General features: G+C 63.7%; 20 protein-coding genes. 10 read left to right on the top strand and 10 right to left on the bottom strand.

All coding sequences use genetic code 11. From position 1 onward, the window contains the following. Nucleotides 1-13 precede the first annotated feature (13 nt). The 3 genes from FHS89_RS00895 to paaZ all read right to left on the bottom strand — a co-directional run bounded on the left by FHS89_RS00895 (nt 14) and on the right by paaZ (nt 3734). Nucleotides 14-880 carry a LysR family transcriptional regulator gene (locus tag FHS89_RS00895; protein WP_184007528.1) on the bottom strand — a complete coding sequence of 289 codons (867 nt, stop codon included), beginning with the start codon at nt 878-880 and terminating at the stop codon, nt 14-16. A gap of 76 nt (nt 881-956) precedes the next feature. Next, a complete protein-coding gene (locus FHS89_RS00900; RefSeq protein WP_184007530.1) occupies nt 957-1700 on the bottom strand; it encodes a PaaX family transcriptional regulator C-terminal domain-containing protein in 744 nt (247 codons plus the stop codon). A gap of 33 nt (nt 1701-1733) precedes the next feature. After that, the gene (gene paaZ, locus FHS89_RS00905; RefSeq protein ID WP_184007532.1) at nt 1734-3734 is read right to left on the bottom strand and encodes a phenylacetic acid degradation bifunctional protein PaaZ; all 2001 of its coding nucleotides are present in this window, start codon (nt 3732-3734) and stop codon (nt 1734-1736) included. An 87-nt stretch (nt 3735-3821) separates the two neighbouring features. On the opposite strand from paaZ, the gene paaI reads away from it, so the two are divergent. From paaI to FHS89_RS00920, 3 genes are read left to right on the top strand one after another with little or no spacing between them, the layout of a single operon-like run. Beyond that, a complete protein-coding gene (gene paaI, locus FHS89_RS00910) occupies nt 3822-4256 on the top strand; it encodes a hydroxyphenylacetyl-CoA thioesterase PaaI (protein ID WP_184007534.1) in 435 nt (144 codons plus the stop codon). After that, nucleotides 4253-5563 carry a phenylacetate--CoA ligase PaaK gene (paaK, locus tag FHS89_RS00915; protein WP_184007536.1) on the top strand — a complete coding sequence of 437 codons (1311 nt, stop codon included), beginning with the start codon at nt 4253-4255 and terminating at the stop codon, nt 5561-5563. The genes paaI and paaK overlap by 4 nt, the downstream gene beginning before the upstream one ends. 2 nt (nt 5564-5565) lie before the next feature. Continuing rightward, nucleotides 5566-6159 (top strand): TetR/AcrR family transcriptional regulator, encoded by a 594-nt coding sequence (locus FHS89_RS00920; RefSeq protein WP_184007538.1) that lies wholly within the window; start codon nt 5566-5568, stop codon nt 6157-6159. Here FHS89_RS00920 and FHS89_RS00925 read toward each other — a convergent pair. From FHS89_RS00925 to FHS89_RS00950, 6 genes are all read right to left on the bottom strand, one after another. Next, entirely contained in the window at nt 6156-7208 is a 1053-nt protein-coding gene (locus FHS89_RS00925; RefSeq protein ID WP_184007540.1) for a 2Fe-2S iron-sulfur cluster-binding protein, read from the bottom strand. The two genes, FHS89_RS00920 and FHS89_RS00925, sit on opposite strands and share 4 nt — an antisense overlap. A gap of 10 nt (nt 7209-7218) precedes the next feature. Further along, nucleotides 7219-7677, bottom strand: a complete 459-nt coding sequence (gene paaD, locus FHS89_RS00930) for a 1,2-phenylacetyl-CoA epoxidase subunit PaaD (RefSeq protein ID WP_184007542.1) — start codon at nt 7675-7677, stop codon at nt 7219-7221. After that, nucleotides 7671-8420, bottom strand: a complete 750-nt coding sequence (gene paaC, locus FHS89_RS00935; protein WP_184007544.1) for a 1,2-phenylacetyl-CoA epoxidase subunit PaaC — start codon at nt 8418-8420, stop codon at nt 7671-7673. Before paaC ends, paaD begins: the two co-directional genes overlap by 7 nt. Then, entirely contained in the window at nt 8417-8710 is a 294-nt protein-coding gene (gene paaB, locus FHS89_RS00940; RefSeq protein ID WP_184007546.1) for a 1,2-phenylacetyl-CoA epoxidase subunit PaaB, read from the bottom strand. The genes paaC and paaB overlap by 4 nt, the downstream gene beginning before the upstream one ends. Next, on the bottom strand, nt 8707-9696 hold the full coding sequence (paaA, locus tag FHS89_RS00945; protein WP_184007548.1) for a 1,2-phenylacetyl-CoA epoxidase subunit PaaA: 990 nt from the start codon (nt 9694-9696) through the stop codon (nt 8707-8709). The genes paaB and paaA overlap by 4 nt, the downstream gene beginning before the upstream one ends. Before the next feature lie 98 nt (nt 9697-9794). Further along, nucleotides 9795-11318, bottom strand: a complete 1524-nt coding sequence (locus FHS89_RS00950; RefSeq protein ID WP_184007550.1) for a phospholipase D-like domain-containing protein — start codon at nt 11316-11318, stop codon at nt 9795-9797. A 141-nt stretch (nt 11319-11459) separates the two neighbouring features. Between FHS89_RS00950 and hmgA the strand changes: the two genes are divergently transcribed. The 7 genes from hmgA to FHS89_RS00985 all read left to right on the top strand — a co-directional run bounded on the left by hmgA (nt 11460) and on the right by FHS89_RS00985 (nt 18444). Next, nucleotides 11460-12776: a homogentisate 1,2-dioxygenase gene (hmgA, locus tag FHS89_RS00955; protein ID WP_184007552.1), complete on the top strand. Its 1317-nt coding sequence runs from the start codon at nt 11460-11462 to the stop codon at nt 12774-12776. A gap of 11 nt (nt 12777-12787) precedes the next feature. After that, a complete protein-coding gene (locus FHS89_RS00960; RefSeq protein ID WP_184007554.1) occupies nt 12788-13738 on the top strand; it encodes an MBL fold metallo-hydrolase in 951 nt (316 codons plus the stop codon). Next, on the top strand, nt 13735-13926 hold the full coding sequence (locus tag FHS89_RS00965; protein WP_184007556.1) for a hypothetical protein: 192 nt from the start codon (nt 13735-13737) through the stop codon (nt 13924-13926). The genes FHS89_RS00960 and FHS89_RS00965 overlap by 4 nt, the downstream gene beginning before the upstream one ends. Further along, the gene (locus FHS89_RS00970) at nt 13916-15457 is read left to right on the top strand and encodes an FAD-dependent oxidoreductase (protein WP_184007558.1); all 1542 of its coding nucleotides are present in this window, start codon (nt 13916-13918) and stop codon (nt 15455-15457) included. The genes FHS89_RS00965 and FHS89_RS00970 overlap by 11 nt, the downstream gene beginning before the upstream one ends. Next, a complete protein-coding gene (locus FHS89_RS00975) occupies nt 15448-15636 on the top strand; it encodes a DUF2783 domain-containing protein (protein WP_184007561.1) in 189 nt (62 codons plus the stop codon). The genes FHS89_RS00970 and FHS89_RS00975 overlap by 10 nt, the downstream gene beginning before the upstream one ends. Next, nucleotides 15633-16856, top strand: coding sequence for a flavin-dependent oxidoreductase (locus FHS89_RS00980; protein ID WP_184007563.1), 1224 nt, complete (start codon nt 15633-15635; stop codon nt 16854-16856). Before FHS89_RS00975 ends, FHS89_RS00980 begins: the two co-directional genes overlap by 4 nt. A gap of 85 nt (nt 16857-16941) precedes the next feature. Then, nucleotides 16942-18444, top strand: coding sequence for a YifB family Mg chelatase-like AAA ATPase (locus FHS89_RS00985; RefSeq protein ID WP_184007565.1), 1503 nt, complete (start codon nt 16942-16944; stop codon nt 18442-18444). 1 nt (nt 18445) lies between these two features. On the opposite strand, the gene FHS89_RS00990 is transcribed toward FHS89_RS00985, so the two are convergent. Then, nucleotides 18446-19153: an FG-GAP repeat domain-containing protein gene (locus tag FHS89_RS00990; protein WP_184007567.1), complete on the bottom strand. Its 708-nt coding sequence runs from the start codon at nt 19151-19153 to the stop codon at nt 18446-18448. Between the last annotated feature and the right edge of the window lie 4 nt (nt 19154-19157).

Consider the following 19157-nt stretch of genomic DNA (forward strand, 5'->3'; position numbering starts at 1 on the left):
AAATGGGCAAAGATTACTTGGCTGCCGAGGGCAACACATCCTGCAAGAGCGTGTTGGGAAAGCGGCGCGACAGGGTCACGGCGGAGAACGCCTCCTGCACCCCGTCGAGCGCGAGCGCCTCAACGAGTTTACCACTTTTCAGTTCGTCCTGCACGACGATGGGCGGCACCAGCGCGATGCCGATATCCTGCCGCGCGAGCAGGCGGAGCATGGCCATGTCATCCGCCTCCGCCACCACATTGGGGCGCAGTTTGTGCTGATCGACCAGCCGGTCAAATCCCATGCGGATGCCACTTTCGACGGACGGAAGGATGAGCGGCTGATCCAACAGCGCGGCGAGGGTTTTGGCCTCTCCAATCCGTTCGGGCGTGCCGACAAGGCTCACTGATTGCGTGTCAATCGGATGCACCACCCATGGCGTTGCCGCGTCGCGCGGCGGCACGGTCGTCAGCAGCACCACATCAAGCCGGTGCGCCTCCAACGCGGCCAGAAGATCGGCCATCCCGCCGGAGCGCAGCACCACCTCCACCCCCGGTTTGCCAAGGATGGGCGCCAGAAACTCAAGCTGGAAGTTCCGCGACAGGGTCGCGAGTGCCCCCACCCGCAGGATCTGCCGGGGGCCGGATTGGCTGGCGAGCGTGGCGGTCAGCTCCTCCGCGGTGGCAAAGATCACATCGGCATGGTCAAGCGCGATGCGCCCTGCCTCCGTCAGGTGCAGCCCGCGCCCGCGCCGCTCAAACAGCGCCTGCCCCATCCTCTGTTCCAGCGCCTGTATCTGGGTCGAAAGGGCCGATTGCGCGACGTTGAGCCGCCCGGCGGCGCGGGTCAGCGATCCTTCATGCGCCACGGCCCAAAAGGCCCGCAAATGTGTGTAATTCATCGCCCAACCATTCTGTAATTGAGAACGGTTCGATTAAATCGTCATATCTGAGGAAAGGCAATCGGGCGCATCCCCGTCACGCAGAGCCCGCGCGCGGGATCAGCGCCAGAAGGTGCTGCACCTCCGCCCGGCAGATCGCGCCGGGCCAAGCCCCACCGATGGCCGCATCGGGCACATCGGGGTGCCGCAGCACCAGACGCCGCCATTGGTGCAGGACCAGAATGCGGATCGCGTCCTGCATGCCCGGCTCTGCCTGCGCCACGGTCCGGCGGATCATCCGCACCACAATGGCCAGCCGCTCATAACCCTGCCAGACATCCGGCTCGACAATGCGCGCAACCGCCCAGCCCGGCAGCGGCCATGTCGCCTTGGCGGTCAGATTGGCGCCGCAGGGCGGCAGGTTCGGCACCAGAAACACATCGGGCGTGAGCCGCGCGGCACCCGGCCTTGCGCTGAACATTTCCTGCTGCTCGGCCGTGTCGGCAACGATCATCACCCAATCATCCCGCGCAGGCGCGGCGGCATAGATCCGGTGTGCTGCACGGCGACTGATCGAAATCCCCTTGGTGGAGAGGGCATATTCGCTGGTTCGGCCCACGCGACGGCTGACCACCCAATCGTCCCGGCGCAACCGGTGGAGCGACACGCGCAGCGCGTCGGGCTTGACCCCAATCGGCTCCAGCACCGCCGCGATCTGCGCGGACGGGATGAACCGCCCGTCAAGCGCGCGATCCCCCAACACCGTGACGATCAGCGACCAGACCTTGATATCGCCAAGGGCCGTGAGAGTCTCAATCGCCTGTGTTGCGTCCTGTGTCATGGTCCCCGTGATGCGCGCGGCGGGTGCGAGGCGTCAATAGGCGTTCATCGTCAAAAGCTCATATTCCGCCACCTGATCGCTATCCTGATTGAACAGGGTGACATGCCAGCGGACTTCCCCATAGGTATCGGTGCGGCGGGTTTTTCGCCGGACAGTCAGGCGCACATGGATCGCATCGCCGGGGCTGACGGGTTTTTGAAAGCGCAACGTGTTGAGCCCCGTATTGGCCAGCACCGGCCCCACATTCGGTTCCACAAACAGACCCGCCGCGAAGGACAGCAGAAGGTATCCATGCGCCACCCGACCGGGGAAGAACGGGTTTGCGGCGGCGGCCGCGTCGTCCATATGGGCATAGAACGTATCGCCCGTGAACGTCGCGAAATGCTCGATATCGTCCAGCGTCACGGTGCGCGGATCGGTGATAAGCGTCTCCCCAATCTGCAAATCGGTAAAGCTGCGGGTGAAGGGGTGGGCTGGGGCGGTCTGCTCTGCCGCACCCGGCACCCATTGCCCGGTGATCGCGGTGAGCATATCGGGGCTGGCCTGCACCGCCGTGCGCTGCATGTAATGCATCACGCCACGGATACCGCCCAACTCCTCCCCACCGCCCGCGCGGCCCGGCCCGCCATGGACCATATGCGGCAAGGGGGAGCCGTGGCCCGTCGCCTCCGCCATGCTGGTACGGTCATTGATATAGAGCCGCCCGTGATAGCTGCCGATGCCCAGCGCCACGTCGCGGGCGACACCCGTATCATGGGTGATGAGAGAGGTCACAAGGCTCCCCTCCCCCCGATTGGCGAGCGTGATGGCATGGGGCAGATCGCGGTAGCCCATTACGGTCGCGACCGGGCCAAAAGCCTCGGTCTTATGAATGGTTTGCGCGGCATCGGGATCGGCGCAGTGGAACAACATCGGCGCCATGAAGGCGCCATCCTCCGGCACCGCGTCAGCGGAATAGACGCATTCGGCCTCCGCCCCGATGAGGGCCGCCTTCGCCAGCACATCGTCGCGCTGATCGGTGGAGATGAGCGCGCCCATCTGGGTGGTTTTCTCGCGCGGATCGCCAATGGTGATTGCGGCGAGGTTGGTTTTCAGCGCGTCAAGCACCGCTTCGGTCGCATCCTGTGGCACGATCATGCGGCGGATGGCAGTGCATTTCTGCCCGGCTTTCGCGGTCATCTCCGCCGTTGCCTCCCGGATGAAAAGGTCAAACTCCGGGGTGCCGGGCAGCGCGTCCGGCCCAAGGATCGAGGCATTAAGGCTGTCCTGCTCTGCCAAAAACCGGGCACCCTGCCCCATAACCCCGCCGCGCAGCATGTCGGCGGTGGCCGCAGACCCGGTGAAGCTGATCACATCCTGCATTCCCAGATGATCCAGCAGCCCGCCCGCAGACCCGGAGACAAGCTGCACAGCCCCCTCCGGCAAAAGGCCGCTATCCATCATCATCTCCACCGCGCGGGCGGCGACATAACCGCTGGTCGTGGCGGGTTTCACGATGGCGGGCATCCCGGCCAGAAGGGTCGGCGCGAGCTTTTCCAGCATCCCCCAGATAGGGAAATTGAACGCGTTGATATGGATCGCAACCCCCTGCAATGGCGTGCAAATATGCTGGCCAAGGAAGGTGCCGTTGCGCGACAGTTGCTCCACCCCGCCATCGAGATAGACATGCCCCTCCGGCATTTCGCGCCGCCCTTTGGACGCGATGACCAGCATCGTGCCGATCCCGCCATCCACGTCGGTCCGGTGATCGGCCATGGTGCCGCCGGTATGAAATGACAGGTCATAGAGGGGCTGACGCCGCTCCCGCAGGTAAAGCGCCAAGGCCTTCAGCATCTTGGCCCGGTCGTGGAAGGTCATTGCGCGCAGCGCGGGGCCACCTTTTTCGGTGGCGAAGGCAATCATCGCGGCCGGGTCCAGTGGCCCCCCGGCCTCTGCGATGACCTCCCCTGTGATGGCGGAGCGGATGGGCCGTGCGCCCGCGCCGGGGACGATCCACTGGCCAGCGGCGAAACTTTGCACCTGTTGGACGGTCATGTCTGCATCTCCATCTTGGGGTCAGGAATTTATTGACCGACCGGTCGGCTTATGCAAACGTTTTCGCAAAAGCATGGGGAGGATCGCATGACGGGGGACGAGCGCGCCAGACGCTGCGCCGATGCCATGTGGGCACGGGATGACGCGTCGAAATGGGCCGGATTGTCGCTGGACGCGGTCGGAGAGGGGCGCGCGGTGATGTCCCTCACCGTCGCACAGCACCACACGAACGGGCATGACACCTGCCATGGCGGCGTGACGTTTTTGCTTGCTGACAGCGCCTTTGCCTTTGCCTGTAACAGCCGCAATCAGATCGCGGTCGCACAAGCCAATTCGATCACTTACACAGCCCCCGCGCGGGCGGGTGATCGGCTGACCGCGACCGCGCGGGAGGTCAGCCTTGTCGGACGCAATGGCATCTATGACGTGACCGTAACCCGGCAGGACGGCACCGAAATCGCTCATTTCCGGGGCGGCTCCCGCATCATTGGCGGCACCCATTTCGAGGAGGGCACCGCATGAAAGACCTCTCGCCCAAACCCGGCGATCTGGACCCGATCGAAACCGCGTCGCGCGACGAAATCACCGCCCTGCAACTGGAACGGATGCGCTGGTCGCTGCGCCATGCCTATGACAATGTGCCGATGTATCGCGCGCGGTTTGACGCGGCGGGGGTGCACCCGGATGATCTGCAAGCTCTTGCAGATATTGCGAAATTCCCGTTCACGGTGAAGCAGGACTTGCGCGATCATTATCCGTTCGGCCTGTTTGCGGTGCCGCGGGAGCGGATTGCGCGGCTTCATGCGTCCTCCGGCACGACGGGCAAACCGACGGTCGTGGGCTACACCGCGCATGACCTGTCAAACTGGGCCGATCTGATGGCCCGCTCCCTACGGGCAAGTGGCACACGCGCGGGCGATGTGGCGCATATCGCCTATGGGTACGGGTTGTTCACCGGGGGCCTTGGCGCGCATGGCGGGGCGGAGCGGCTGGGCTGCACGGTGGTGCCCGTATCAGGCGGGATGACCGCGCGGCAGGTGACGCTCATTCAGGATTTCAAACCGACCACGATCCTCGTCACACCCTCTTACATGCTCAACATTCTGGATGCGTTTCGGGAGCAGGGCATTGACCCGCGCGACACCTCCCTTGAGGTGGGCGTGTTCGGGGCGGAGCCATGGACCAACGCGATGCGGCGGGAGGTTGAGGACGCGTTCGACATGCATGCCGTCGATATCTATGGCCTGTCGGAAATCATGGGGCCGGGTGTCGCCAATGAATGCGTGGAGACAAAGGACGGATTGCACTTTTGGGAGGATCATTTCTACCCCGAAATCATCAACCCCGAGACCGGAGAGCCAGTGGCGGAGGGCGAGCGTGGGGAGCTTGTGATCACAACACTCACGAAAGAGGCGTTGCCGATGATCCGCTACCGCACCCGCGATCTGACCCGGCTGTTGCCCGGCACCGCGCGCACCATGCGGCGGATGGAAAAGATCACCGGGCGATCTGACGATATGATCAATCTGCGTGGCGTGAACGTGTTTCCGACCCAGATTGAGGAAGTGTTGCTCGCCACTCCCGGCCTCAGCCCGCATTTCCAGTTGGAGCTTTATCGCGATGGGCGGCTTGATGCGTTGCGTGTGCATGTGGAGGCCCTGCCCGAGCAGGCGGATGACGCGGCCCGCGCGGGTGCGGCGCGCGCCTTGTCCCATCAGATCAAGAGCATCATTGGCGTGACCTGTGACATCGCCGTCGCCACCCCCGGTGGCGTCCCCCGGTCCGAGGGCAAAGCGCAGCGCCTGCGTGACAGCCGCCCCAAGGATTAACCATGCCCCGCCCCCGCGCCAAGGATCACGACGCCAAACGCCACCGCCTGTTGCGGGAGGCCGCGCGCCTGTTTGCCGAACAGGGCGTCGATGGCGCGTCGATGAGCCAGCTTGCGCAGGCCTGTGGCGTGTCGAAAGCGGCGATTTACCACTATTACCCGGGCAAGGATGCGCTGCTGTTCGACGTGCTCGACAGCTATTTGCATGGGTTGCGGGATCAGGTTGTCGCCGTCCCGCTGGACGGAGCGCCGGATGCAGATTTGCACGCGCTGATCGCGGCGATCCTGCGCGCTTATGCGGGATCCGACAATGAACACCGGGTGCAACAGACGGGCCTTTCTGCCCTCCCGGATGCGCAACAGGCAGTGTTGCGTGGTTATCAGCGCGATCTGGTGATGCACATGTCCCGCGCGCTGACCCGGACGGCCCCCGATGCATTTGCCGGAGACGCGCGCAAATTGCGGGAGGCGACGATGGCCGTGTTCGGCATGCTCAACTGGTTTTACATGTGGAACCGGGATGAGACGGAGGACGCGCGCGCCTCATATGCGCGCACCGTGGCCGATATGGTTCTGGGCGGTGTGCCCCGGATTTAATGGTCGTAGACAAGCCGGATCACCGGGCTGCGCGGCAGGCATTGGCAGGTCAGCACATATCCTTGCGCGACTTCGTAATCCTCTAATGCGTGGTTCGCGATCATCTCAGTCTCGCCTTCGGTCACGCGCGCACGGCAGGTGGAACACACCCCAGCCCGGCAGGAAAACGGCGCATCAAGATCGGCGGCGAGTGCGGCATCGAGCACCGTATCCCCCGGCGCGATGGTGATTTCGCGGGCGGCGCCGTCGAGGGTGATCGTCGCCTGCGCGCCGGTTTGGGCGATGGTGGCAGAGGCTGCCGGGCGCTTAGCCCGCCCCGGCTGGCCCGATGCGAACAATTCGAAACGAATTTGGTCCTTGGCTAAACCATTTTGCTGGAGCGCCTCTGAAATCGTCAGCATCATCGGCTCCGGCCCGCAGATAAATGCCGTATCCATGCGCTCAAGATCAATCCAATGGGTGAACAGAGCCGCGCATTTCTCGGCATCCACGCGACCGGTGAACAGGTCGATATCCTGCGCATCACTCTCAAGAATATGGATCAGGGTGAAGCGGCCCAGATGGGTGTTTTTCAACTCCTCCAGGTCCTCCCGGAACATGATCGTGTTGATCGCCCGATTGGCATAAACCAGCGTACAATCTGCGTCCGGATCATCGCGCAATGTGGTGCGCAGGATCGACAGGATCGGCGTGATCCCGGAGCCACCGGCGAAGAACAGCAGGCGTTTCCCGTGGTTAACGCCCGCGTGAAACTTGCCCATCGGCGGCATCGCCTCGATCACGTCACCGACCCGCAATTCGGTATTGGCCCATGTGGAGAAGGTGCCCCCTTCCACCCGCTTGATCCCCACTTGCAGGGCATCTCCTTCGGCGGCGCAAACGGAGTACGAGCGGCGGAGTTCCGCGCCGTCGAATTGACGGCGAAAGGTCAGGTATTGCCCTTGGGTGAAGCTGAAATCTGCATCTGCCGGCGGGGCGAGTGTGACCGCGACGGCATCGCGGATGGTGCGGTGAATGGCGGTCACGGTGAGGGGATGAAAACGGGCCATGACGCGCCTTTCAGATACATTTGAAATAGTCGAAGGGTTCAAGGCAGGTCTGGCACCGCCATTGCGCCTTACACGGGGTGGAGCCGAATTGACTAATCCGTTCAACGGCTTGCGATTTGCAAAGCGGACAATGGGCAGGACCACCAGCTGGCTGAGGCGGGGCGATCCCGTAGGCTTCAAGCTTAGCGCGCCCGGCATCGCTTATCCAATCGGTCGTCCATGGCGGGGCAAGCTGTGTTTCAAGTTTCAGGTTTTGGACACCATGATCGCGCAGCGCAACCTCCACATCCATCGCGATCACGCGGGTCGCCGGGCAGCCGGAATAAGTCGGCGTTAGCGTCACCGTGAGCAGATCATTCTGCCACTCAACAGCGCGGATCACACCCAGATCAACGAGGGAGATTGCCGGGATTTCCGGGTCCGGCACGGTCGCAAGCACGGCCCAAACCTCTGCCGCGGTGGCTACCATGTCGCCCCCGGATAGGCGCGCTGGAGCCATTGCATCGTGGTTAACAGATGGCCCAGATGCTCGGTGTGCTTGCCCGATTTGCCACCCTGATGGGCGAAAGCGCTGTCCGGTTTGTGAAGGGTCGCGCTGGCGAAAATCTCATTAATCCGCGCATCCCATGGGGCACGCAGGCTTGCGAGATCTGGGAACACGCCATCGCGCGCCAGCTCCGTATCGACAGGATCGGCCGTGAACATCTCCCCCACATAGGGCCAGAACGCGTCGAGCGCGGATTGCATCCTCGCGTGGCTTTCCTTTGTCCCGTCGCCCAGCGCGATGACCAGATCGGCGGAGCGCTCAGTGTGATACGCGGCCTCTTTCGCGGCTTTCTGTGCGATGGCGGCGATGCGGTCATCCGTCGAACCACTCAAATGGTTTAACATCAAACCATTCCATTGATCGAACAGACATTGCCGCATGATCGTGTGGCCGAAATCCACATTCGGGCGTTCGACCAGCAGGAAATTGCGAAATTCCCACACGTCCCGCAGATAGGCCAGATCATCGGCAGAGCGGCCCGCCCCCTCCACCTCCGCCGCAAGGCCAAGCCACATCTGCGCCTGCCCGATCAGGTCAAGCGCGGTGTTGGCAAGTGCGATATCCTCCTCCAGTGCAGGCGCGTGCCCGCACCATTCGGACACCCGGTGGCTCAGGATCAGAGTGGTGTCGCCAAGCCGCAATAACCCCTCAAACAGCGCCGTCACATCGGCCCCACGTCGTCGGGAATGTCGAAGAAATCGGGGTGGCGATAAACCTTGTCATTCGATGGCTCAAACATCGGCCCCTTGTCGCCCGGCGCACTTGCCGTGATCGCAGCGGCGGGCACGACCCAGAGGCTGACGCCCTCGTTCCGGCGGGTGTAGACGTCGCGCGCATGGTGCATCGCCATTTTCGCATCCGCCGCGTGCAGACTGCCGACATGACGATGCGACAGGCCGTGTTGACCGCGGATAAAGACCTCCCAGAGCGGCCATTCGCTGCGTGTTTCGGTCATTCTGCGGCCATCTGTGCGGATTTTTTGGCCGCGTGCGCCATCAGCCCATCGCGGACCCATGCGCCATCCTCCCACGCCTTTCGCCGGGCTTGCATCCGGTCCGCGTTGCAGGGGCCATTGCCGCGCAGCACATCGAAAAACTCTGACCAGTCCGGCTCTGAAAAGTCATAGCCGCCCTTGTCCGCGTTCCATGCGATATCCGGGTCGGGGCAGGTCAGGCCAAGGTAGTCGATCTGCGGCATCGTCTGATCGACGAATTTCTGGCGCAGTTCATCATTGGTGTTCATCTTGATCCGCCACGCCATGCTTTGCGCGGAATGCACGCTGTCCTTATCGGATGGGCCAAACATCATCAGGGCCGGGAACCAGAACCGGTCAAGCGCATTTTGCGCCATTTTGCGCTGCGCCTCCGTCCCCTTGGCCATCTTCATCATGATGTCGAAGCCCTGCCGCTGGTGGAACGATTCCTCCTTGCAGATGCGCACCATCGCGCGGGCATAGGGGCCGTAGGAGGTGCGCTGCAACGGCACCTGATTCATGATCGCCGCCCCATCGACGAGCCAGCCAACCGCGCCCATATCGGCCCATGTCAGCGTCGGATAATTGAAGATGGAGGAGTATTTCATCCGTCCCTCCAGCAGTGCCATGGTCAACTCATCCCGGCTGACGCCAAGGGTTTCCGCCGCGCAATACAGGTACAGACCATGGCCCGCCTCATCCTGCACTTTCGCGAGCAGAATGGCCTTACGCTCCAGCGTCGGGGCGCGGGTGATCCAATTGCCTTCGGGGAGTTGGCCGACAATCTCGGAATGGGCATGCTGCCCGATCTGGCGGATCAGGGTCTTGCGATAGCCGTCGGGCATCCAATCCTTCGGCTCAATCTTCTCACCACGGTCGATGCGTTCCTGAAAGGCACGCTCTTGGGGTGACATTTCATCGAGCGGTTTGACCCCGCTGCCGGTGGATTTGACCATCTGCGCGTACATCGGCACCTCCCCTGTTAGAGCAACAGGGTAAGGGGGATTCGGGCGTGGTGCAATATTTATGTTACGCTATCAGCCGCAGAAGGCATTTGATGTAACGCTTAGACCATCTGCGGCGGAATGAACGGCAGATGCCAGCCAAATCGCCGCGCCGGGCGCCTGTCATAGGGCACGATGAAGCCATCGCGGTCCTCGGGTGGCCGCGCCGCGTTCGCAACGGCAGCATCGGCCATCACGCGCGCGGCAGCGGCAGGGGCCATTTCGGCGGCGGTCAACTCCTGCCCGAACCAGTGCCGGTAGGCCCGCGCGGAGAGCCGCTCCACATCGTCGCGGCGGGTGAGGCACACACCGGCTTCCGTATCCCATTCCATGCTGCGGCCATTCAGATTGCCGGAGGACACAATCGCGCGCGCATTGTCGAATATCGACAGCTTCGCATGGACGTAGATGAGCGGCGCGCCCTCTGCCGTGTCCCGCGCGTCGCTGTCTTTCCGCCGGGGCTGCACCGGGCTGCCGATCAGCGCGCGGGGGCCAAAGGCGCGGCGCACCACCTCCACCGCTTTGGCCTGAAGGTGCTCACCATAGCGGGCATCCGGCCCTTCGGAGCCGTGAAAGGCCACATCCTCCGGCGCGGCAGGCAGGATCAGGACAAGCGACAGATCAGGCTTGGCCCGCGCGGCCTCCGCCAGTGCGCGCGCCAGCCGCTGATCCCGGAAAAACTGCGTCTCCAGATAAATCAGATGGTCGGCGCGCGCGATTTCCGCGAGCGTCGCCTGATAGAGCGTATCCACCACCGGGCGCGGGGACAGGCCACGCGGGCTGCCGGGCTGCGCCTGTGACAGGGTGGTCAAAAGGTGCTGGTGGGAGGGCGGCGGCCGCTCCCCCCGCGACACAGCGACGAAAGTGTCGAGATGGGCGCAGGCCTCCGCCACGACTGGGCCTTCGACGATCACCGCCACATCGTGCCAAGTGGATTTGGCCGCGCGCGCGTGGTCAAGCGTGTCATAGCGGCGATTGTTCACGTCAATCCCGCCGATGAACAGGCGGCTGCGGTCCATCACGGCGAGTTTCTGGTGATGTGTCGCCGGATGCAAAGGCGGCAGGATCGTCGGGCGCGACAGCACGCCGCTCTCAAGCCACGGGCGCAGGCCGGGCATGTCGCGGATCGCGGTGTCCCGCTCCTTTTGCGGCAGGGCAGCAAGGCGCCGCCGCTCCTTTCGCAAATAGGACTGGATCACTGGCAACAGCAGCATCCGGGAGCCAAGCCCCACCCGCGCGGGATGGAGCGCCGCCCTTATGTCCAGCAGATCAGGCTGACCCGACGCTTCGGCGGCCGCTCGCCATTGGCGCACCGCGCACCATGCCATGCGGTGTAACGCGGGGGCCGCAATCGGGTCGAAATCCGCCAAAACCATCCGGATACGCACGCCACGCGCCAGCGTATGTGCGATGAGGTCAAACCACGTCTCCCCCACATCGCTGGCATGGCGCAGCTTTGTATCTGGGTCGAAGATGCGAAAGCCGCCGCTGATCTCATCCTGCGCGTCCAGAAACATCCGCTCCAGCGCCGGAAACGCCTCCTCGGCAGTCAGCAGGAACTCTGGATCGGGGGAAATGCCAGTCATAAAAGGAATACGCGCCGCCTGCTGGTTTTGTTCCGCATGGTGGTGGCAGGTGGCGCTGATCAGGTCCAGACAAAAACTTGTTGCACATGCAACAATTGGTTCCGTATCACTTTGCCAACGACGGATCAGGGGAGACACCGCATGTCCAAGAACACGCTCGCCTACATGCCCGGCTTCGGCAATGATTTCGAGACGGAGGCCCTGCCCGGCGCGCTGCCACAGGGGATGAACAGCCCGCAAAAATGCAACTATGGCCTTTATGGGGAGCAGTTGAGCGGCACGCCCTTCACCGCCCCCAGCCACCAGAATGAGCGGACATGGTGCTACCGCATCCGCCCATCGGTGAAGCATACCGGGCGGTTCCGGCGCACCCACCTGCCCTACTGGAAATCAGCCCCGCATGTGGTCGAAGATGTCACCAGCCTTGGCCAATATCGCTGGGATCCGGTGCCGCATACGGACGCGCCGCTGACATGGCTGACAGGTATGCGCACCATGACCACAGCAGGCGATGTGAACACGCAGGTCGGCATGGCGAGCCATATCTATCTGGTCACCGAAAGCATGAAGGACGCGTATTTCTACTCCGCCGACAGCGAAATGCTGGTCGTGCCGCAAGAGGGGCGGTTGCGATTCTGCACCGAGCTTGGCGTGATTGAGGTTGAGCCGCAGGAAATCGCGATCATCCCGCGCGGGCTGGTCTATCGCGTGGAGGTGATCGAGGGGCCGTGTCGCGGCTTTGTCTGTGAAAACTACGGCATGAAATTCGAGCTGCCGGGCCGTGGCCCGATTGGCGCGAATTGCATGGCCAACCGACGCGATTTCAAAACTCCGGTTGCGCATTTTGAGGACCATGAGGCCCCCAGCACCGTGACCGTGAAATGGTGCGGCCAGTTTCATGAAACGCACATCGGGCACAGCCCGCTTGATGTGGTCGCGTGGCATGGCAATTACGCGCCCTGCAAATACGACCTGCGCACCTATTGCCCCGTCGGCGCGGTGCTGTTTGACCACCCTGACCCGTCGATCTTCACGGTGCTGACCGCCCCGAGCGGGGTGGAGGGCACAGCCAATATCGACTTTGTCCTGTTCCGCGACCGCTGGATGGTGGCAGAGGATACATTCCGCCCGCCATGGTATCACAAGAACATCATGTCCGAATTGATGGGCAACATCTTCGGCATTTATGACGCGAAGCCCAAAGGGTTCATCCCCGGCGGGATGTCCTTGCACAACATGATGCTGCCCCATGGCCCTGATGGCCCGGCCTTTGAGGGCGCGTCGAATGCCGATCTCAAACCGGAAAAGCTGGAAAACACCATGTCGTTTATGTTTGAGACCCGGTTTCCGCAGCATCTGACACGCTTTGCCGCGGATGAGGCACCGTTGCAGGATGACTATATCGACTGCTGGGACGGGCTGGATAAGAAATTCGACGGCACACCGGGACTGAAATAGGGGAGGGCCGCATGGCCAAGGCATTTGCCAGTCAGGGCGACCTGACGGAAAAGAAGACGAGTTTCACGCAAGTGGGCGAAGGGCTTTACGCTTTCACGGCGGAGGGCGATCCGAATTCCGGCGTCATTATCGGGGATGACAGCGTGATGGTGGTGGAGGCGCAGGCGACCCCGCGCCTTGCCGCGAAGGTCATCGAGTGTATCCGCTCCGTCACCGACAAACCGATCACCCATCTGGCGCTGACCCATTATCACGCCGTGCGCGTGCTGGGGGCATCCGCCTATGGCGCGCGCGAAATCCTGATGTCCGACACCGCGCGCAGCATGGTGGTGGAGCGGGGGCAGGAGGATTGGGACAGCGAATTTCAACGCTTCCCCCGCCTGTTTCAGGGGCATGAAAGCATCCCCGGCCTGACTTGGCCCACTACCACATTCAGCGACAGCATGACCGTCTACCTTGGCAATCGCCGGGTCGATCTGATGCATCTGGGCCGGGCGCATACGGCAGGGGATATCGTGATCCATGTGCCGGATCAGAACGTCATGTTCACGGGCGATATCGTTGAGTATCACTCCGCCTGTTATTGCGGCGACGGGCATTTCGCCGATTGGGGCGATACGCTCGACGCGATCAAATGGTTCGATGTGGACGCCATCGCACCGGGGCGCGGCGACGCGCTTGTGGGCAAGGATATGGTGAACGCCGCGATTGAAAACACCCGCGATTTCGTGGACAGCACCTACCGCCCCGCGGCCCGCGTCGCCGCGCGAGGTGGCAGCCTCAAGGAAGCATGGGACGCCGTGCGCGCCGAATGCGACCCGAAATTCAGCGATTACGCGATCTATGAGCATTGCCTGCCCTTCAACGTTGCCCGCGCCTATGACGAGGCACGCGGCCTTGACCACCCGCGCATCTGGACCGCGCAGCGCGATATCGAGATGTGGGAAGGCCTACAGGCATGACCGGGCCGTCACGGGGGGAGCATTGGTTCTACCTTTGCCTCAGCGTGGCAGGCTTTGCCGTGATCGGATGGCTTTTGCTGACCCGGGGCTGGATGGGCCCCGCCGCGATTGAGATCGTGGTGATCGGCGGCGGGTTCTTTGCGTGGTCCCTGTGGCGCGCGATCCGGGGGCTGCGCAATGGCCTATGACTACCGCCCGTTTCCCTATGCCCCGCCACCGGGCCTGACCGCGCCAGAGCCGCGTCACCCTGTGCTGATCGTCGGCGCGGGGCCGATTGGGCTGGCGATGGCGCTTGAGTTGGCCAATCACGGGGTGCGCTCTGTCGTGGTGGATGACAATGACGTGGTGTCCGTCGGCTCCCGCGCGATCTGCTGGTCCAAGCGCAGCCTTGAGATTTTCGCCCGGCTCGGCATCGCGGAACGCTGCCTTGAGAAGGGCGTGACATGGAAGGTCGGCCGCACATTCCACCGGGACCGCGAAGTGTTCAATTTCGACCTGCTGCCGGAGGACGGGCACCGGATGCCCGCCTTCATCAACCTTCAGCAATATTATGTGGAACAGTATCTGGCCGAGGCTGCGATTGCGCATCCGCTGATTGACCTGCGGTTCAAAAACCGGGTCACAGCCCTCAGCCAATCGGACCATGTGCGGGCCGAAATCGGCACACCCGATGGCCCCTACAGGCTGGAGGCGGAGTATCTGCTGGCCTGCGATGGCGCGCGCTCTCCGATCCGCGGCCTGATGGGATTGGATTTCAAGGGCGAGTTGTTTGAGGAGCGTTTCCTCATCGCGGACATCGAGATGGAGGCCGATTTCCCGCCCGAGCGGCATTTCTGGTTCGAGCCGACCTTTCATCCCGGTCAATCGGCGCTCCTCCACAAACAGCCCGACAATATCTACCGCATCGACCTGCAACTGGGCTGGGACGCGGACCCGGAGGCGGAGCGTCAGCCCGACCGCGTCATCCCCCGGATCGAGCGGGTCGTGGGACATAGCGATTTCCGGCTCGATTGGGTGAGCGTTTATACCTTTCAATGCCGCCGGTTGGATCAGTTTGTCCATGATCGGGTGATTTTTGTCGGTGACAGCGCGCATGTCGTCTCCCCCTTCGGGGCGCGCGGCGGGAATGGCGGAATGCAGGATGTGGACAATCTGGGCTGGAAACTGGCCGCCGTGTTGGCAGGTGGGCCTGAGACCCTGCTGGAAAGCTATGACCGCGAACGCCAGCACGGCGCGGATGAAAACATCGCCAACTCGACCCGCGCGACTCGGTTCATGACCCCCGAGGATGGGGCGGAGCGGGTGTTTCGCGATGCGGTGCTGCGACTGGCCGGGAAGGCCGCGTTTGCGCGCGCTTGGGTCAATTCCGGGCGCTTATCCCGGCCCTGCACCTATCCCGGCCTTGGGCCGGACGCGGACCTGCCTGTGGGTGCTGCGCCGGGCATGGTTGCACCGGATGCGCCCGTCGCCGAGGGCTGGTTGCAGGATCAATTGCGCGGCTGGACGCTGCTGGCGTTCAACCACGATGCCCCCGATGTCGGGCTGCCGGTTTTGCACCCCACGGGCGACAACGCCCGCGCCCGGTATCAGGGCGATGCGGCAAACGCGCTCTATCTCATTCGCCCGGATCAGGTGGTGGCGGCACGCTGGATCACCGCCACTGCAGCCGAGGTCACGACAGCACTCAGCCACCACAAGGAGGGGCGGCCATGGCCCTGAACACCCTACCCAACCTGCCCGACCATGACGGGTTTTACGCAGCCCTTTTGGCCGCGCATAAGGGCCTCACGGCAGAGGAGAGTGCCGCGCTCAACGCCGAACTGATCCTCATCCTTGCCAACCATATCGGGGATCGCGCGGTGCTTGACGCCGCTTTGACGCTGGCGGGCCAGCGATGATCCTGATTGCGGGTGCCGGGATTGCGGGGCTGACGCTGGGCCTGACCTTGCACCAGATCGGCGTGCCATTTCGCATTTATGAGGCCGTGCGCGACATCCGCCCGCTTGGCGTCGGGATCAACATTCAGCCCAACGCGGTGCGGGAACTCTACGATCTGGGGCTGGAGGCGGATTTGGCCGCGATTGGCGTCGCGACGGAGGAATACGGCTTTTACACCAAAACGGGGCGTCCGATCTGGATTGAGCCGCGCGGGCGGGCGGCGGGCTATGCGTGGCCGCAATACTCGGTCCATCGCGGGCGGCTTCAGATGATGCTCCATGATGCGTTGATCGCGCGCGCAGGGGCGGAGTGCATCGTGACGGGCGCGCGCGCGACGGGCTTTGCGCCGGAGGGGCGGCTTTTGTTTGACGGGGACGCGGTAGAGGGATCATTGGTCATCGCGGCCGATGGCATCCATTCCGCGATCCGCGCGCAAATGGTGCCGGAGGAGGGCGCGCCGCATTGGGGTGGCGCGATCCTCTGGCGCGGAACGACGCGGGCGACACCATTTCGCGGCGGCGCGGCCATGGCGCTGTGCGGGCACGCGACACAGCGTGTCGTGGCCTATCCGATCAGCGGGGTGGGGGCGGACGGCTTGCAAACGATCAACTGGATTGCGGAACTGACCGTGGACCCAAGCAGCGGCTGGCGGCGGGAGGATTGGAACCGCGCGGCTGATCTGGAGGATTTTCTGCCCGCGTTCGAGGAATGGGATTTCGGCTGGCTCGATGTGCCGGGCCTGATCCGGGGCGCAGAGGCCGTTTATGAATACCCAATGGTGGATCGCGATCCGATTGACCGCTGGACCCATGGCGCCGTTACCCTGATGGGGGACGCCGCGCACCCGACCTATCCCGTTGGCTCAAACGGGGCGACCACCGCGATCATCGACGCGCGCAAGATCGGCGCGGTGATCCGCGCCCATGGCGTGACCCCCGATGCCCTACATGCCTATGAGGCGGAGATGCGCCCCCGGACCGCTGCTGTGACGCTGGCCAATCGCGGCTCTGGCCCGGATGCCGTGATGCAGATGGTGGAGGACGCGTGCGGCGGCGTGTTTGACCGGATAGAGGACGTGATTGACCCGCAAATCCTCGCAGATCATGCAGCCAAATATAAGGCACTGGCGGGCTATGGCATCGCGGAGATCAACGCGGCCCCGCCGATCCTGCCGCGTTAACCTTCCGCCTGCGTCTCATGCGTTAACCTTTTGGTAGGCATAACCGCCCTACCCTGCCCTGTGGTTAAATGAGGGTTCACGGGTCATGGTCGCGCGCGCATATACGGTTGCGTTTCAGGGGGTTGAGGCCCGCCCGGTGGAGCTGCAATGCGCGCTCGCGCCCGGATTGCCCGCCTTCACCCTCGTTGGCCTGCCGGATAAGGCCGTGTCGGAGGCGAAAGAGCGGGTGCGCGCCGCGCTCACCGCGCTTGGCCTCGCGCTGCCGTCCAAACGGATCACGATCAACCTGTCGCCTGCCGACCTGCCCAAGGAAGGCTCCCATTTCGATCTGCCCATTGCCCTTGCGCTTTTGGCCGCGATGGACGTGATCCCGGCGGAGGAAGTGGCGCAGAACATCGCCCTTGGCGAATTGTCCCTCGACGGATCGCTGGTGCCGGTGATCGGCGCACTGCCCGCAGCCCTGCGCGCGGCGGAGGAGGATTGCGGCCTGATCTGCCCTGCCGCCTGTGGGGCGGAGGCCGCTTGGGTCGGCGCGGTGGAGGTGCTCGCCGCGCCCAGCCTCTTGGCCATCGTCAACCATTTCAACGGGCGCATGACCCTGCCCCACGCGAAACCTGGCACCGTCAACGAGCCGGCCGATCTGCCCGATATGCGCGATGTGAAAGGGCAGGAGCGGGCCAAACGCGCGCTTGAGGTTGCCGCCGCCGGGCGGCACCATATCCTGATGGTCGGCTCCCCCGGGTCCGGCAAATCCATGTTGGCGGAACGTATCCCGTCCCTGATGCCGCCTCTGACGCCGGAGGAGGCACTCGAAACCTCCATGATCCATTCGCTTGCCGGGCTGTTGAGCGAAGGGGGCATTGACCGCGCGCGACCCTATCGCGCGCCGCATCACACCTCGTCCATGGCCGCGATTGTCGGCGGCGGGCGGCGGGCTGGCCCGGGGGAGATCAGCCTTGCCCATAACGGTGTGCTCTTCATGGATGAGTTGCCGGAGTTTCCGCGCACCGTGCTGGAAACGCTCCGCCAACCGATCGAGACGGGGCATGTCACGGTCGCGCGGGCGAATGCGCATGTGAAATATCCCAGCAAATTCATGCTGGTTGCCGCCGCGAACCCGTGCAAATGCGGCTACCTGACAGAGCCGGAGCGCGCCTGCGCAAAGGTGCCGCTTTGCGGTCAGGATTACCTTGGCCGTATCTCCGGCCCGATGCTTGACCGGTTCGATATCCGGCTGGACGTGCCGCCCGTGTCGATGGCCGATCTGTCCCTGCCCAACCCTGCCGAAGGCTCGGCGGAGATCGCAGGCCGGGTGGCGCGTGCGCGGGCGATACAGGAGGAGCGGTACAAGGGTCACGCATCGGCGCGGGTCAATGCGGATGCGGAGGGCGATCTGTTGGATCGTGTGGCAACGCCGGATCAGGCCGGGCAGGATTTATTGTCACAGGTGGCGGAGCGGCACCGGATGACCGCACGTGGCTATCACCGGGTGTTGCGCGTCGCGCGCACGATTGCCGATCTGGCCGGGGCAGATGGCGTGGGTCGCAGCCATGTGGCGGAAGCGCTGGCCTACCGCCTGCCGCAATAACTCACATACAGCTTGCCAGCGCCCGAAGGCCCGCCAAGTCGGTCATCAGGCCGAAATCCGTTTGCACCGGTCCATCAGGGGAAAGGTGGGTGCCGATCACGCGCCGCCAGCGCGCATCCGCCATCAGCACGCTCACGCGCCCATCGCAATCGCGCACGGCGCTGGTAATGAAGTCCTCCCCGATCCGGTGGTTCGTCACTCCGCCAGTTGCGGCGATTTGGGTCAAATCGCCATTGCGGAGGGTCCAGAACCGCAGGGTTTTGCCTAAGTGCGGGGTTTCGACATAGGCGATGTCATTTTGCCCATCCCCGTCGAAATCCGCGATCCCGGCAGGCGCGAGCCAGCGGAAGGAGCGGCCGATAAACGGGGTTTCTGCGATCTTGCCGCGGGCGCTGTAGATGGCGAGTTGCGCGCCCTGCCGCGCATCCGATTCGACCGTCACCACCTCAGGCAGTCCATCGCCGTCGAGATCGGCAAGCCGTGGGGCAAGATCCTCAAACACCCGGTTCTGGGGCAATGTGTGCGTCACCTCCCGCGCCGCGCACGCGGCGCAATCCCGCACTTCCAACACCAGCGCGCCATATTCCACGTCATCGCCCAGCACCGCATGGGCGTAACGCGTGGTAGGCGCGTCATAGCGGGCGCTGACGATTTCCGCCGCCGTCGCGGGCAAGGTGACAAGGCTCAAGGCAAGGATAAGGCCGCGCATGGCT

It is taken from the genome of Rubricella aquisinus, from assembly GCF_014199445.1.
In the GTDB taxonomy this organism is placed as follows: Bacteria; Pseudomonadota; Alphaproteobacteria; order Rhodobacterales; family Rhodobacteraceae; genus Rubricella; species Rubricella aquisinus.

Bases quoted from the DNA above. Each gene is read 5' to 3' on its own strand.
- paaA (WP_184007548.1), bottom strand. From the start codon at position 9,696: ATGTACGCGCAGATGGTCAAATCCACCGGCAGCGGGGTCAAACCGCTC.
- FHS89_RS00975 (WP_184007561.1), top strand. From the start codon at position 15,448: ATGGCCCTGAACACCCTACCCAACCTGCCCGACCATGACGGGTTTTAC.
- FHS89_RS00960 (WP_184007554.1), top strand. From the start codon at position 12,788: ATGGCCAAGGCATTTGCCAGTCAGGGCGACCTGACGGAAAAGAAGACG.
- paaI (WP_184007534.1), top strand. From the start codon at position 3,822: ATGACGGGGGACGAGCGCGCCAGACGCTGCGCCGATGCCATGTGGGCA.
- paaK (WP_184007536.1), top strand. From the start codon at position 4,253: ATGAAAGACCTCTCGCCCAAACCCGGCGATCTGGACCCGATCGAAACC.
- FHS89_RS00990 (WP_184007567.1), bottom strand. From the start codon at position 19,153: ATGCGCGGCCTTATCCTTGCCTTGAGCCTTGTCACCTTGCCCGCGACG.
- paaB (WP_184007546.1), bottom strand. From the start codon at position 8,710: ATGACCGAAACACGCAGCGAATGGCCGCTCTGGGAGGTCTTTATCCGC.
- FHS89_RS00980 (WP_184007563.1), top strand. From the start codon at position 15,633: ATGATCCTGATTGCGGGTGCCGGGATTGCGGGGCTGACGCTGGGCCTG.
- FHS89_RS00950 (WP_184007550.1), bottom strand. From the start codon at position 11,318: ATGACTGGCATTTCCCCCGATCCAGAGTTCCTGCTGACTGCCGAGGAG.
- paaD (WP_184007542.1), bottom strand. From the start codon at position 7,677: ATGGTAGCCACCGCGGCAGAGGTTTGGGCCGTGCTTGCGACCGTGCCG.
- FHS89_RS00895 (WP_184007528.1), bottom strand. From the start codon at position 880: ATGAATTACACACATTTGCGGGCCTTTTGGGCCGTGGCGCATGAAGGA.
- FHS89_RS00920 (WP_184007538.1), top strand. From the start codon at position 5,566: ATGCCCCGCCCCCGCGCCAAGGATCACGACGCCAAACGCCACCGCCTG.
- FHS89_RS00900 (WP_184007530.1), bottom strand. From the start codon at position 1,700: ATGACACAGGACGCAACACAGGCGATTGAGACTCTCACGGCCCTTGGC.
- FHS89_RS00970 (WP_184007558.1), top strand. From the start codon at position 13,916: ATGGCCTATGACTACCGCCCGTTTCCCTATGCCCCGCCACCGGGCCTG.
- FHS89_RS00985 (WP_184007565.1), top strand. From the start codon at position 16,942: ATGGTCGCGCGCGCATATACGGTTGCGTTTCAGGGGGTTGAGGCCCGC.
- hmgA (WP_184007552.1), top strand. From the start codon at position 11,460: ATGTCCAAGAACACGCTCGCCTACATGCCCGGCTTCGGCAATGATTTC.
- FHS89_RS00965 (WP_184007556.1), top strand. From the start codon at position 13,735: ATGACCGGGCCGTCACGGGGGGAGCATTGGTTCTACCTTTGCCTCAGC.
- paaZ (WP_184007532.1), bottom strand. From the start codon at position 3,734: ATGACCGTCCAACAGGTGCAAAGTTTCGCCGCTGGCCAGTGGATCGTC.
- FHS89_RS00925 (WP_184007540.1), bottom strand. From the start codon at position 7,208: ATGGCCCGTTTTCATCCCCTCACCGTGACCGCCATTCACCGCACCATC.